This is a genomic window from Streptomyces sp. NPDC046915 (assembly GCF_040644935.1).
In the GTDB taxonomy this organism is placed as follows: Bacteria; Actinomycetota; Actinomycetes; order Streptomycetales; family Streptomycetaceae; genus Streptomyces.
On the sequence record NZ_JBEYXB010000009.1, the window covers coordinates 250,151 to 263,675 of the forward strand.

Annotated in this window: 8 protein-coding genes; all 8 read right to left on the reverse strand. The window is 72.6% G+C overall.

Features of this window, described 5'->3' with window-relative positions; translation table 11 throughout:
- Window positions 1-133 precede the first annotated feature (133 nt).
- Window positions 134-1,297, reverse strand: a complete 1,164-nt coding sequence (locus tag ABZ915_RS24620) for a substrate-binding domain-containing protein (protein ID WP_361806957.1) — start codon at window positions 1,295-1,297, stop codon at window positions 134-136.
- Between the two features lie 67 nt (window positions 1,298-1,364).
- Window positions 1,365-2,456, reverse strand: a complete 1,092-nt coding sequence (locus ABZ915_RS24625; RefSeq protein ID WP_361806960.1) for an ABC transporter permease — start codon at window positions 2,454-2,456, stop codon at window positions 1,365-1,367.
- Window positions 2,453-3,997: a sugar ABC transporter ATP-binding protein gene (locus ABZ915_RS24630; RefSeq protein ID WP_361806963.1), complete on the reverse strand. Its 1,545-nt coding sequence runs from the start codon at window positions 3,995-3,997 to the stop codon at window positions 2,453-2,455. Before ABZ915_RS24630 ends, ABZ915_RS24625 begins: the two co-directional genes overlap by 4 nt.
- A gap of 63 nt (window positions 3,998-4,060) precedes the next feature.
- Complete coding sequence (locus ABZ915_RS24635) at window positions 4,061-6,919, reverse strand: SpoIIE family protein phosphatase (protein ID WP_361806966.1); 2,859 nt, start codon at window positions 6,917-6,919, stop codon at window positions 4,061-4,063.
- A 144-nt stretch (window positions 6,920-7,063) separates the two neighbouring features.
- Window positions 7,064-8,101, reverse strand: a complete 1,038-nt coding sequence (gene sbnA, locus ABZ915_RS24640) for a 2,3-diaminopropionate biosynthesis protein SbnA (protein WP_361806969.1) — start codon at window positions 8,099-8,101, stop codon at window positions 7,064-7,066.
- A gap of 37 nt (window positions 8,102-8,138) precedes the next feature.
- Window positions 8,139-9,209, reverse strand: a complete 1,071-nt coding sequence (sbnB, locus tag ABZ915_RS24645; RefSeq protein ID WP_361806972.1) for a 2,3-diaminopropionate biosynthesis protein SbnB — start codon at window positions 9,207-9,209, stop codon at window positions 8,139-8,141.
- On the reverse strand, window positions 9,206-10,213 hold the full coding sequence (locus ABZ915_RS24650; RefSeq protein WP_361806975.1) for a TauD/TfdA family dioxygenase: 1,008 nt from the start codon (window positions 10,211-10,213) through the stop codon (window positions 9,206-9,208). Before ABZ915_RS24650 ends, sbnB begins: the two co-directional genes overlap by 4 nt.
- A gap of 42 nt (window positions 10,214-10,255) precedes the next feature.
- On the reverse strand, window positions 10,256-13,525 hold the full coding sequence (locus tag ABZ915_RS24655) for an amino acid adenylation domain-containing protein (protein ID WP_361806978.1): 3,270 nt from the start codon (window positions 13,523-13,525) through the stop codon (window positions 10,256-10,258).

The window sequence follows — 13,525 nt, forward strand, 5'->3', positions numbered from 1 at the left end:
GTCACCTTTGCGGCCACAGTACGCCCCGTCGACACCGCACGGCGGACGCGGCCTCGGCGAAGCCGTGGTGGACGTAGCCCGTGCCGCCGGGCCCCGGGCGCGGCGGCGGTGGGCCACTCGCGTGCGCGGTCCGCTACCCGCCCCAGATCTTCCGGTACGCCTCCCGGTAGCCGGACGGGTCCCAGGACGTGGCACCGCCGCTGTTGCCGGCCGTGGTGATGTGGACGGAGGCCACGTATCCGCTGGCGGGGCGGCCGGAGAAGGCGCGGTTGAACTCGTCGATGATCTGCCAGCCCTGGAGGGACAGCGGTTCCGGGACGGTGGCGGCCTGGTACTGCCCGCTGTTGATGCGCTGGAAGGCGGAGGGGTCGCCGTCGCCGGCGCCGATGTTGAACGGCGGGCCGGCGCCTTTGCGGCCCGCCGCGCGGAAGGCGGGGGCCGCGTCGGCGAAGTAGAGGTCGTTGATGGCCACGGAGTGGGTCCACTCGTTCCCGAACCGGGACAGCAGGGAGGAGATCTCCCGCGGGGTGCGGCTGCTCGCGTCGGGGATCGGGATGTTCTCGTACGCCAGCAGCTTCACGCCCCGGCAGGTGGCGAGCTTCTTCCTGATCAGGTCGGACTTGTCCTTCGCGAAGGGGATCGAGGCGTCGGTGATGAGCACGACCCCGGCGCGGCCGCGGGACTCCGCGATGACCCACTGGGCGCTGATGCCGGCCACGTCCTCGACGCGGGTGGTGACGTTGGTGAAGAGCTCGGGCCGCCGGCTGGGGCCGGGAGCGGCGAGGGCGTGCCAGCCGACGAGCGGGATGTGCTCGGCGTCGGCCCGTGCGGTCTGCGGGGCCGTCGAGCCGGGGTCGAATCCGCCGATGACGATGCCCGAGGGCTTGAGGGTCACCGCCTCGCTCATCGCCGCCCGGATTCCGGTGGGGGTGCCCTGGCCGTCGATCACCCGGACGTTCCAGCCGATCACCCGCGCGGCCTCGCGCACCCCGTTCGCGGCACCTGCGACCCCGGGGTTGGTCATGGTCTGGGCGACGAACACGATGGTCTTGCGGGGCACCGCCGGGGGGCCGGTGGTCGGCCCGTCCCACGGGACGTCGGTCCGCTCCGCCCGGTCGACGGCGGCCTGTGCCCTGGTGTGGACGGCGGGGCAGCCGTTCGGGCCGGTCGTGGACTCCCCCGTGCCGTCCGTCGAGCCGCGTTCGCAGCCGGCGAGGGCGATCGCCGCGGCCAGCAGGGCGCACGAGGCGAGCCGGACCTGGCGGGCGCCGGGGGTGGCTTTGCGGGTGCCGTGCACGGGAGCTCCTCGCGGAGGGCTGAGCGGAGATTGCGGCGGGGGCGGGGACACCGTGCCCGGGGCCGGGTCAGGGAGCGGGACCGGTGGTGCCGCCCTCCTGTGTCGGGGTGGACGGTGGCGGCGGTTCGGCCGGCGTGTCGCGGGCCGCGGCGGCGCCGGTGCGCAGCCGGCGGCGGGCGGCGTAGCCGGCCAGGCCGACGGCGATGAGCAGGGTGCCGCCGTAGAACAGCGGGACCGTCCAGAAGTCGGCGCCCAGCTGGGCGATGCCGGTGAGGCCGACGGCGAGGACGGCGACGGCGACCACGGTGCCGAGGGCGTTGGGGCGGCCCGGTTTGATCGCCGTGGAGCCGAGGAGGGCGCCGGTGAAGGCGGGCAGCAGATAGTCGAGACCGACGCTCGGATTGCCGATCTGCTGCTCGGCCGCGAGCAGCACACCGGCGATGCCGACGAGCAGCCCCGATCCGGCGAACGCGTACACGGTGTACGTGCGGACCGGGATGCCGACGAGGTCGGCGGCGCGCGGGTTCGAGCCGACGACGTACAGGTAGCGGCCGAGCGGCAGCCGCTCCAGGAGCAGCCAGAGGACCAGCGCGAGGGCGAGGACGTAGAAGGCGGGGACCGGAAGGCCGAGGAACGTGGCGTCGTAGAGGTCGGTGAAGCCGGCCGGGAGGCCTCGCGGGCCGGGGACGATCCGGCCGCCGTCGGTGATCCAGCCGGTGACGGCGTACATCATGCTGCCGGTCCCGAGGGTGGCGATGAAGGAGTCGATCCGGCCGAACTCGACGATCACACCGTTGAGGACGCCGACGACCGCCCCGCCGGCGATCACCACGAGACAGGCGAGCGGCCAGGGCCACCCGTCGTGGACGAGGAGCCGCATCACCATGACGTGCGCCAGGCCGAGGCCGTAGCCGAGGGAGAGGTCGAACGCGCCGGTCACGATGGGGACCATGGCGGCGAGCGCGAGGACGGCCGGGATCGACTGGTTGGACAGGATCGAGTCGAGGGTGTCGAGGGTGGGAAAGGTGCGCGGCAGGGCGAGGGAGAAGATCAGGACGAGCAGGGCCGTGAGGACCAGGAGGCCGTAGGCGCCGATGAGGTGCCCGCCCGGTCGGTGCGGTCGCGGCCGGGGCGAGGAGGGCGAGGGCGGAGCCGTCATGGGTTCGTCGCGGTTCCGGAACGAGGCAGGGCCGAGGCCGCCCGGGTGAGCCCGGCGACCGTGAGGGCCGGGCCGCTCAGTTCGGCCGTCACGGCCCCGCGGACGAGGACCACGGCCCGCCGGCACACGCGCGCGACCTCCTCGAAGTCGGTGGAGACGAGCAGGACCGCGAGGCCCGCGGCCAGCGCCTCGTCGAGCAGGCGGTAGATCGTGGCCCTGGCTCCGAGGTCCACGCTCGCGGTCGGCTCCTCGAGGATCAGCAGGCGCGGGCCTGCCCGCAGCCATCGGCCGATCATGACTTTCTGCTGGTTTCCGCCGGACAGGGTGGCGAGGGGCGCCTCGCTGTCACGGGGGCGCACCGAGAACCGTTCCATCAGGGTCACGGCCTCGGCCCGTTCGCGGCGAGGGCCGATCCAGATCGGCGCCGTGCCTCCCGCGCGCGGATTGGCCAGGAGGTTCTCCCGTACGGTCAGGTCGGCGGCGCACCCTTCCCGCAGTCGGTCGCCCGGCACGAAGCCGACACCGAGCCGGACGGCGCCGGCGACCGTGCGGGGGTGATAGGGCAGGCCGCCGAGCAGGGTCCGCCCGTCGAGGAGGGGGTGGGAGCCGGCGAGGGCCCGGCCCAGGTCCAGGTGTCCGGCGCCGGTGAGACCGACCAGTCCCAGGACCTCCCCGGCCCTGAGCTCCAGGCTGACCGGTCCGGCGCCGGCGGTCCGTACGCCGTCGAGAGTGAGTACGGGCGGCCCTTCGGCCGGAGCCGTGGCGGGCCGGTAGTCGGCCGGTTCCTCGCCGACGATGTCGTGCACCAGGCGGCCGGGGCTGTGGCCCTCCAGCGGGCCGTGGCTGACGAGGCGGCCGTCGCGCAGGACGGCGAAGGTGTCGGCGACCTGGTACACCTCGTCGAGGCGGTGGCTCACGTAGAGGATGGCGTGTCCCTGGTCGCGCAGGGTGTGCAGGACGCGGAAGAGCCGGGCGCAGTCCGGGGCCGGGAGACGGGCGGTCGGCTCGTCGAGGACGATGAGCTTCGCGCGCGCCGCCAGGGCTCTGGCGATGGCGACCAGTGACCGCTCGGCCGGGCCGAGCCGGGCGATCGGCGCGTCGGGGTCGAGATGTCCGGCGACGATCCCCAGGGCGTCGGCGCCGCGCTCGCGGGTGCGCCGCCAGGAGATCAGCCCGGCGCGTCGCGGATACCCGGTGGTCAGGGCGACGTTCTCGGCGACCGTCATCCATTCCACGAGACCGAGGTCCTGGTGGATGAAGGACATGCGCCGGGAGGCGGCGGCGCTGCCGAGCGGGTGCCCGTCCACCGTGATCCGCCCGGCGTCGGCGTGATGGACGCCGGCGAGCACTTTGATGAGCGTGGACTTTCCCGCGCCGTTGGGCCCGAGGAGGGCGAGGACGCTTCCGGCGTGGACGTCGAGGTCGACCCCGGCCAGCGCGACGGTGCCGCCGAACCGCTTGCCGAGCCCGCGGATGCGGACCAGGGGTGGTGTCCCGAAGGGCGCCGGCGCCTTCGCAGACGGGTCTGGAGCGTCGTGCACAAGCGGGATACTAGCCGAATAAAACATTCTATTTCGGGCATACCCGGGCGTGCCGCACCCCTCTCACGCGGCGTCGAGCCCGCACTCGGCCCAGATGACCTTGCCCTGCGACAGATAGCGCGTGCCCCAGCTCCGGGACAACTGCGCGACGAGGAACAGGCCGCGGCCCCCCTCGTCGGTGCTGGCCGCCCGACGGAGGTGGGGGGCGGTGTTGCTGGTGTCGGAGACCTCGCAGATCAGGGCCCGGTCGTGCAGCAGCCTCACCCGGATGGGGCCGGCCCCGTGGCGGATGGCGTTGGTGATCAGCTCGCTCAGTATCAGTTCCGCGGCGAACGCCGCCTCGTCGACGCCCCAGTCGGCCAGTTGCCGGTTCGCGGACGCACGGACCTCGCTGACCAGGGCGGGGTCGGCGGCCAGGTCCCAGGTGGCGATCCGCCGGGCGTCCACGGCGTGGGCGCGGGCGACGAGCAGCGCGATGTCGTCGCACGGGTGGCTGGGTGCCACCGCGTCCAGGATCGCCTCACAGGTCTCGTCGGGTGTGCGGTTCGCGTGCGCCAGGGCTCCGCGCAACTGCTCGAGGACCGCGTCGACGTCGCGGTTCCGGTCCTCGATGAGTCCGTCCGTGTAGAGGACCAGCTGACTGTCCTCGGGCAGGTCGATCTCGACGGCGTCGAAGGGCAGCCCGCCGAGGCCGAGCGGGGGTCCGGCCGGCAGGTCGGGGTAGGTGACGGTGCCGTCGGGGCGGACCAGGGCGGGCGGCGGGTGACCGGCGCGGGCCATGACGCACCGCTGCGTGGTCGGATCGTAGATGGCGTACAGGCAGGTCGCGCCGATGATCCCGGTGCCCTCGCCGTCGGGGTCCTCCCGGTCCAGGCGCCCCACGAGGTTGTCGAGGTGGATGAGGACCTCGTCCGGGGAGAAGTCGAGCTCGGCGTAGCTGCGTGCGGCGGTGCGCAGCCGGCCCATGGTGGCGGCCGAGAGCATGCCGTGGCCGACGACGTCGCCCACCAGGAGGCCGACGCGGCTGCCGGAGAGGGGGATGACGTCGTACCAGTCCCCGCCCACGTCGGCTTCGGCGGGCAGGTAGCGGTGGGCGACCTCGACGGCGTTCTGGTCGGGCAGGCCGTGCGGAAGCAGTCTGCGCTGGAGGGCCAGGACCATGGTGCGCTCGTGCGTGTAGCGCCGGGCGTTGTCGATGGACAGGGCGGCACGGCTGGCGAGTTCCTGGGCCAGCGAGACGTCGTCATCCCCGTAGGGGGCCGGGTCCTGGGCGCGGTAGAAGCCGGCGACGCCGAGCACGACACCGCGGGCGACCAGGGGTACCGCGATGAGGGAGTGGACGTGGACCAGCAGCGCGTCGGTGTGCTCGGGGTCGAGGGCGAGCCAGCCGGCGGCGACCTTCAGGTCCGGTTCCAGCACCGCCTGTCCGCTGGTCAGACAGCGCAGCTGGGGCGCGGTCGGGCCGAAGTCGGGCCGCTTGCCCACCGGGATGAAGGGAAGGTCGTCGCGGATGCCGTGGACCACGGCGCGGCGCAGGTCGCCGAGGGGGTCCGCGGACTCCTCACCGCGCACCACGGCCTCGACGAGGTCGATGGTGACGTAGTCGGCCAGTCGCGGGACGGCCGTCTCGGTGAGCTCCTCGGCGGTACGGCGCACATCCAGGGTGGTACCCACGCGCGCACTGGCCTCGGACAGCAGCTCCAGCCGGCGGCGCGCGGCCAGGGCGTACGTCGCCACGCGCGGCTCCCCCACCATCACCAGCCCCCTGGCCTCGGACGGCCGGCCGGGGTGGTCGTCCGCCGTGCCGTCGGCCCCGTTGGTCAGTGCCGTCCCGCCCACGGCGACCAGGCCGGGCGCGGCGTCGGCGAGAGGGTGCCCCGACGGCGGAGTGGCGGACAGGCGCGCGAGCGAGGGGACGGCACAGACGAGGGCAGGCTGGACGGGGAAGCCCGACGGCGAGTCGAACTGGTGCGGGACGACGAGGGAACCCGCCGGCGAGGCCCCGACGAGGACGACCTCGACGGCGATGCCTTCCGTCCCGGAGGCACTCGTCATCGGACGGCTCAGGAGTGTCACCCGCCGTCCGTCGAGCAGGGACACCTCCACGGCGGCCCGCTGCGCGCGGGAGATCAGCTCGGTGGCCTTCTCCAGGAGCATGGCCTGGTCACGTGGGCGCAGCTCGGGGGCCAGTTCGTCCACGGCGACGCTGTGGTGCGGGTCCGCCACCGCTTCGGCCTCCGCCGCGAGGTACGCCGTCAGCAGCGCGCGCTCGCGTTCGGAGCTCTGTCCCAGCAGCCTCCGCTCGATGGCCGCGGCCGCCTTGCGTATCACCGCGCCCAGGCCCGGGGTCTCGTCGCTGCGCGGATAGCCCATGCACAGCACGCCCTCGATGCGCCCGTTGAGCGGGTCACGGACGGGCAGCGCGAGGCAGGCGCTGCCCTGGGAGCGCTCGGCGAAGTGCTCGGCTCCGTAGACCCGGATGAGTTGCCGCTCCGCCAGGGCCAGCCCGATCCCGTTGGTGCCGGCGACCGGCTCGGCGAACACGAAGCCCGGGACCTTCTGGAACGCCGGGAGGCTTCTGACCAGCGACGCCCGCCCGAACCGGCGCAAGAGGACCGTTCCGTTCCCATCGGCGACGGAGATGTTCATCTCGCTGCCGGAGAACTTCACCTGGAGCCGGTCGAGCACCGGCACGGCCGCGCGCACGATCCGTCCGGCGGGATCGAAGTCCTCCCGGAAGGGAAGGTCGCGCTGGTCGGGCGAGAGTCCCAGGGAGCGGCAGCGCTGCCAGGAGTTCAGGATCGAGATGCGTACGCCCGTCTCGACCGGCTCACCCTGCAGAAACCGCTCGCGGAAACGGGCGGGCCCTGTGCCGCCTGTCGCACGCCCCGCCGGTTTCGGTTCTCCGCCGGACCGAACCACGCTTCGCCCCACTCACACCCGAGACAATCCACTTTTCGTACCTTTACGGAAAAGTCTGGCATTGACGAGGATACGGGCATCAGGGGCATGAGTCACGGTCGCAGGATCGCGGCCGGGGTGAGGGCCCCCGCCGTTCCGGCCCCTTCAGTGCTGCCCTCCACGGTCGCCGCCGACGGCGCGGCGCCGCTCCGTCGGCTTGCCCCTCGGGGAGGTCGCGGGCACCTCTTCGGGGTCGAAGATCTCGTCGCCGTACAGGTCCTGGAGCCAGTTGGCCTGGTAGATGGTGTCGAGGTAGCGCTCGCCGAGATCGGGAGCGATGGCCACCGCGGTCAGGCCTCCCGTGTCGTGCCGGGCGAGCCAGTCCGTCGCGCCGCTGACCACGGTCCCGGTGGAGCCGCCGAACAGGAATCCACGGCGGGCCAGTCGGTGGCAGGTGCGAATGGTGTCCACCTCCTCGACCCGGACGACGTCGTCGACGTAGGACTCGTCGAGCAGCGGCGGACGCATGCTCATGCCCAGGCCGGGGATCATCCGGCGGCCCGGCTCGCCGCCGAAGGAGACCGAGCCCACGCAGTCCACGGCGACGATCCGCACCGGCCGGTGCCACTGCCGGAAGTAGCGCGCGCAGCCCATCAGGGTCCCGGTCGTGCCCGCCCCGACGAACAGCACGTCGAGCCGCGGGAAGTGGCCGGCGATCTCCGGTCCCGTGGTGCGGTAGTGCGCCCGCCAGTTGCCCGCGTTGGTGTACTGGCTGAGCCACACATAGCGGTCGTCGGACGCGCACAGCGCGCGGACGTACTCGATCCGCTTGCCGAGGAAGCCACCGTTGGCGTCCAGGTCGGCCACGATGTGCACCTCGCTGCCCAGCGCCTCCATCAGGAGTCTGGTCGACAGGTTGCAACGGGAGTCCGTCACGCACAGGAACCGGTAGCCCTTGCTGGCGGCGATCATGCTGAGCGCCACGCCCAGGTTCCCGGAGGAGGACTCGACCACGATCGAGTCCTCGGTGAGCAGGCCGTCTCGCTCTGCTGCCTCCACCATCTCGTTCGCGGCCTTCAACTTGACGGAGCCGGCGAAATTGAAGCCTTCGCACTTCAGGTGGAGACGGCACCCGAGGACCGGCTCGAGGTCGACGAACAGCTGGCCTTCGTTGAAGGCATGGGGAGCGGATATGACAGGCACGGTGGGCCTCCGGATGCCGGCGCCGAGCGGATTCGCCTCAGCCGTACCGGCGCAGGTCGTGGAAGAAGTCGTCGATGAGGCGGAGCTGACCCGCCCGGGCCACTTCGTCGTAGACGTACTTGCCGACGGCGAGGTCGAGGACACCGAGTCCGAACGGTGAGAAGATCACCGGCCGGTCGGACGGCGGGGTGAGCCGGCCGCTCATGACGTCGTCGAGGGTGCCGTCCAGGAAGTCACGGTTGCCCGTGAGCTGTTCGGCCAGGTGCGGAGAGGTGTCGGCCTTCAGACAGTGCTCGATGTCGTCGACGATGTTGGCCGAGGACAGCAGGATCTCCGGGGCGAGATCGCGCAGGGAGATGTGCAGGACCAGGGGGTTGTGGGTGAACCAGGCCGGGTCGCTGACGTGGGGTGCGCCCGCGATGGTGGCGAAGACCACGAGGTCGCTGGAGCGGATCAGTTCCTCGGCACTGTCATGGACCGTGATCTGGCCGGGGGCGCCGGTCTGCTCCAGGTAGCCGCGGAAACCGGCCGCGCTGTCGGCGGAGACGTCGTACACGCCGATCTTGTCGAAGTCCCGGTCGGTGCCCGTCAGGAAGGTGTGGATGTAGCGGGCGATCAGGCCCGTGCCGAAGAAGCCGACGCGTGCGGGGCGGGGCCGGGTGCGGCTGAGCAGGTCGGCGGCCAGTGCGGCGGAGGCCGCGGTTCTGGTCGCGCTGATGATGGAGCTCTCCAGGCAGGCGAAGGGGTAGCCCGTGTCGTGGTCGTTGAGGATGAGGACCGCGGAGGCCCGGGGCAGGCCCGCGTCGACGTTGGCCGGGAAGCTGGAGATCCATTTCAGGCCGTCGACGTGGACCGACCCGCCGATGGAGGCCGGCAGCGCGATGATCCGGTCCGCGGGGCGGTCCGGGAAGCGCAGGAAGTACGACGGGGGGTTCACGGACCGGCCGGCGCCGTGCAGCCGGTAGGTGGCCTCGACGAGTTCCACGATCTGCTTCTCGCGCCCGCTCAGAGCCCGCTGGACCTGGGCGCCGGGGATCACCGCGAAGGTCGGCGCCGGGGCCGGGCCGGAGCCGGACCGCTGGGTGGTGGGTGACAACAGGTTGGTCATCGCCGGCTCGCCTCCGGGGTCGGGCAGCCATCGGGCAACCGCCGGGGCTCGGCCATGCCGACCAGTACCCGGCGCTCTCCGGTGAAGGCCTCTCTGCTGTGCGCGGTACGGATGTTGTCGACGAGCATGAGGTCACCGTCCTGCCAGGGCTCGCGCCGGGTGTGCTCCTCGTAGGCGGTGTTGAGCAGCCGGACGATGTCCTCGCCGATCGGGGTGCCGTCTCCGAAGCGGGTGTTGAACGGCAGTGCGTCCGCGCCGTAGACGTCGACCAGGTACTCGCGCACCTCCGGGGCGAGCGTCCACTCGTTGAGGAAGGCGATCTGGTTGAACCAGCACCGCCTGCCGGTGAGCGGGTGCCGTACCACGGCGCTGCGCCGCTGCCGGGTGTGCAGGGACCCGTCGGGCTGCCAGGTGAAGTCGATGGCGTGGGCGCGGCAGTACTCCTCGACGGCGGCGCGGTCGTCGGTGCCGAAGGATTCCGTCAGGGACGCCCCGATCTCCTCGTTGTAGGCGCGGGTCAGCAGCCAGCCCTCGTGTTCGAAGCGTTCGGTCACCTCGGTGGGCAGCGCCCGGAGCATCTCCTCCGCGTCGGCCACCGCCGTCGCCCCGCCCTGGCCGGGCGCGGTCAGACACGCGAACAGCATCAGGCCGGGCACCTCCAGCGCGTAGCTCAGTTCGTGGTGCATGCACATCGGCTGGTTCGCCGGCCAGGTCGTGGAGGAGTACACCCCCGGGCCGTGGGAGTCGCGGGGGGCGAAGGCCTCCTGCTCGGTCATCAGGCCGCCGGTCAGTGCCCTGAACACGGCGCCGGCCCCGGCCGCGTCCCGCAGCCCCAGGCCCCGGACGAGCAGCGCACCGTGCTCGGTGACCTGGGCCCGCAGCGCTTCGCGGTGCTCGGCCGCCCAGCTCGCCGCGTCCCCGGGGGACTCGACCCGCAGGATCGGAGGTCTGTCCGGCTGCGGCGGTACGTCGAGCGGTGCGGCCAGGGGTGGTGAGGAAGACATCGCTGTCTCCTTTCGGTTGCCCCGTGGGAGGCGACGGGAGGTTCAGGAGGAGGCCAGGGGTTCGACGGCGCCCAGGACGGCCCGGGCGGCCTCGGCCGGGCGGGTGCGCAGGAAGTAGTGACCGCCGTCGGCGAGTTCGTGCAGCTCCACGCGTTCGGCCAGGAGCCGCCAGTCGTGCCCGCGGTCGGCGTACCCGGCGGTGCTGGGGTCGTCGGCGGCGACGACCACGGTGACCGGCGCGGTCAGCTTCACCGCGGGTGGGGCCGCCAGGGCGGCGGCGAAGTAGCGGTGGGCGGACACGCAGTCGTGCCGGTAGGCGGCACCGACGTGCTCGGCGTGCTCGGCGTTCAGCTCCCGCAGTTCGGTGTAGCCGCTGTCGGCGGTCAGTCCCGCGGCGATGCGGGCGTCGCTCAGACCCGTCAGTTCGGCGATGGCGGCACGCCGGCCGGAGGCGGTGCCGAGCAGCTGGGCGGCGAGGAACACCCGGGTGACGTCGACGCCGTGCTCCTGGAGCTTCCTCGCCGTCGCCACCGCCATCGCGGCGCCGGAAGAGTGGCCCCACAGCATGACCCTGGTCAGGCCGCGGGCGGTGATCTCGGCGGCGACCCGGTCCGCCACCTGCTCGATCGGCGCGAACGGCTCGGGGTGGGCGGCCAGGTCGTGACCGGGCAGGTCGACGGCGTGCACCGCGACCCCGCCGGCCGCCAGGGCGCCCGCCATCGGCCGGTAGTTGACCGCGTTGCCGCCCGCGTAGGGGAAGCACACCAGTACGCAGTCCGGCGCACCGCCCCCTTCCGACAGCGACTGGAGCAGTTCCGGGCGCTGCCGGGAGGTGCCGTCGAGGAGGGCGGCGAGGTCGGACAGTACCGGGTGCCGGGTGATGTCCTTGAGGGACACGGCACGGTCCAGGGCGATGGTGAGTTTCACCGCCGACAGTGAGGTGCCGCCGGAGTCGAAGAAGTGGTCCGTGCGGCCGATCCGGTGCTCGGGGACGCCCAGCAGCTCCGCCCACGCGGCGGCCAGCTTCCGCTCGGTCGGGGTGAGGGGGCCGTCGTCGCGCGCACCCGTGCCGTCGCTCTGTACGGGCTGTACGGCAGCCGTCCGCTCGGCCTGCGCGGTGAGGGCCTTCCGGTCGGTCTTTCCGTTGGCGGTCAGCGGCAGGGCGGGTTGCCAGTGGAAGGCGGAGGGGATCATGTAGGCGGGCAGTTCGGCACCCAGGGCTTCGCGCAGCGCGTCCGGCTGGAGGTGCCGGCCGGTGTAGAAGGCGTTCAGGTGCTTGCTGTGGTCGCCCCGTTCGGCGACGACCACCGCGCCGTCGCGTACTCCGGGCACCCGCAGCAGGGTGTTCTCGATCTCACCGATCTCGATGCGGAAGCCACGGATCTTGACCTGGTTGTCCCGGCGGCCGAGGAACTCCAGTCTGCCGCCGGGCTGCCAGCGGCCCCAGTCACCGCCGAGGTACAGCCGCTCCCCCGGCCGGTACGGGTCCTCCCGGTAGGCCTCACGGGTCCGCTCGGGGTCGTTGACGTAGCCCCGCCCGACACAGACGCCGGAGAAGGCGATCAGTCCCGGCGCGCCCAGGGGCACCAGGGACAGGTGCTCGTCGACGACGTAGACGTGGACGTTGTTGACCGCACGCCCGAGCAGCACACGCTCGGGGACGCCGGCCATGACCTCGTGGTTGGTGTCGTCCGACGTCTCCGTCAGGCCATAGGCGTTGACCAGCTTGATCCCGGGCTGGATCGCGAACCAGCGCTGGATCAGCTCCCGTTTGAGCGCCTCGCCGGTCACCGAGACACACCGCAGGTCCGGCAGCGCGCGGGGCTGCCGTTCCAGGTACGAGACGACCACTTCCAGGTAGGAGGGCACGACCTGCGCCACGGCGACCCGGCCGCCGACGACGGTGTCGAGGAACCGCTCGACGTCCAGGATCGCCTCCTGCCCGACCAGCAGGGTCCGCCCGCCGACGAGCAGCGCGGACACCAGTTGCCACAGCGAGATGTCGAAGCACTGCGGGGCCGTCTGCGCCACCACCGATCCCTCGGCGATCTCCAGGTCGTCGATCTTGGCGTGGAGGTGGTTGAGCAGGCCCGCGTGTTCGCACATCGCGCCCTTGGGCTCACCGGTGGAGCCGGAGGTGAAGTAGATGTAGGCGAGTTGGCCGGCGGCGACCTTCACGCCGACGTCTCCGCCGTCGTGCTGCTCCCGGTACGCCGTCTCGATCGGCAGCTTCTCGACGCCCGGCAGGGTGGTCAGGGCCCGGTCGAGGGTGTCGGTGCCACCGGATTCGGTCAGCACCAGCCGGCACCCGGCTCGTGACAGGGTCGCCGTGATCCGTCCGGCGGGGAAGTGGGGTTCGATCGGCAGGTAGACGCCGCCCGCCTTGAACACCGCCAAGGTCGCCGCCAGCCAGTCGAGATGGCGTTCGGTGACCACCGCGACCACGTCCTCGCGGTCGAGGCCTCGCTCCAGGAGGGCCCGTGCCAGGCGGTTGGCGCGGGCGTTCAGCTCGCCGTACGTCCACTCCCGCTCGCCGTGCACCGCCGCCACCAGATCCGGATGCGCGCGCACCCGCTGCTCGAACAGTTCGTGCACCCGCGCCGACGGCAGTTCGCGGCGGGGCCCGGCCAGTCCCTCGATCTGCTCGTGCACCTCGTCGGCGGACAGCAGGCTCTGCCGGGTGTGATCGGCGTCCGGGTCCGCCGCGATCAACCGCAGCGCGGCCAGGTGATAGCCCCCGACCCGGGCGGCGCAGTCGGTGTCCAGCACCTGCGTGCGGTACCGCAGCCGCACCGACAGCCGCCCGTCCCGGTCCCACCAGCCCACACCCAGCGCGGCGTCGTCGACGAGCCCGCCCTCCGCCCCCGCCGGGTCGAACACGACCTCGTACGACGGGCCCGCCACCGTCAGTTCCTGCCGCAGCTCCTCCACCGGGAAGTGCCGGTGTGTCAGCAACTCGGCCTGGACCCGGTGCGCCTCGGACACGAGCGAGCGCCAGGTCCCGTCGGGAACGGTCAGCCGGCACGGCAGCGGTCCGCCCCGCTCCCCCGCGACGTAACCCGTCACGACCTCCCGCTCACCGGACACGGCGGCCAGCACCTTGGTGTGCGCTGCCAGCAGCACCGCGCTCACCGGCACCGCCGACCGCCGCGCCAGCTCACGCACCGCTGCCGCCACGGCGTCCGGCACGGTCGCCTCGTACTCGGCGACTCCCGCGACCGGCTCCGGAGCCCAGCGTGGCACCGGGGTGACACCTCCGGCGGTCAGCACACGGCTCCAGTACTCCCGGTCCGCCTCTACGCGCGCTCCCAT

What these genes read in the sequence shown, in the direction of transcription:
- ABZ915_RS24625 (WP_361806960.1), bottom strand. Translation starts at nt 2,456, where the DNA reads ATGACGGCTCCGCCCTCGCCCTCCTCGCCCCGGCCGCGACCGCACCGA.
- sbnB (WP_361806972.1), bottom strand. Translation starts at nt 9,209, where the DNA reads ATGACCAACCTGTTGTCACCCACCACCCAGCGGTCCGGCTCCGGCCCG.
- ABZ915_RS24650 (WP_361806975.1), bottom strand. Translation starts at nt 10,213, where the DNA reads ATGTCTTCCTCACCACCCCTGGCCGCACCGCTCGACGTACCGCCGCAG.
- ABZ915_RS24655 (WP_361806978.1), bottom strand. Translation starts at nt 13,525, where the DNA reads ATGGGAGCGCGCGTAGAGGCGGACCGGGAGTACTGGAGCCGTGTGCTG.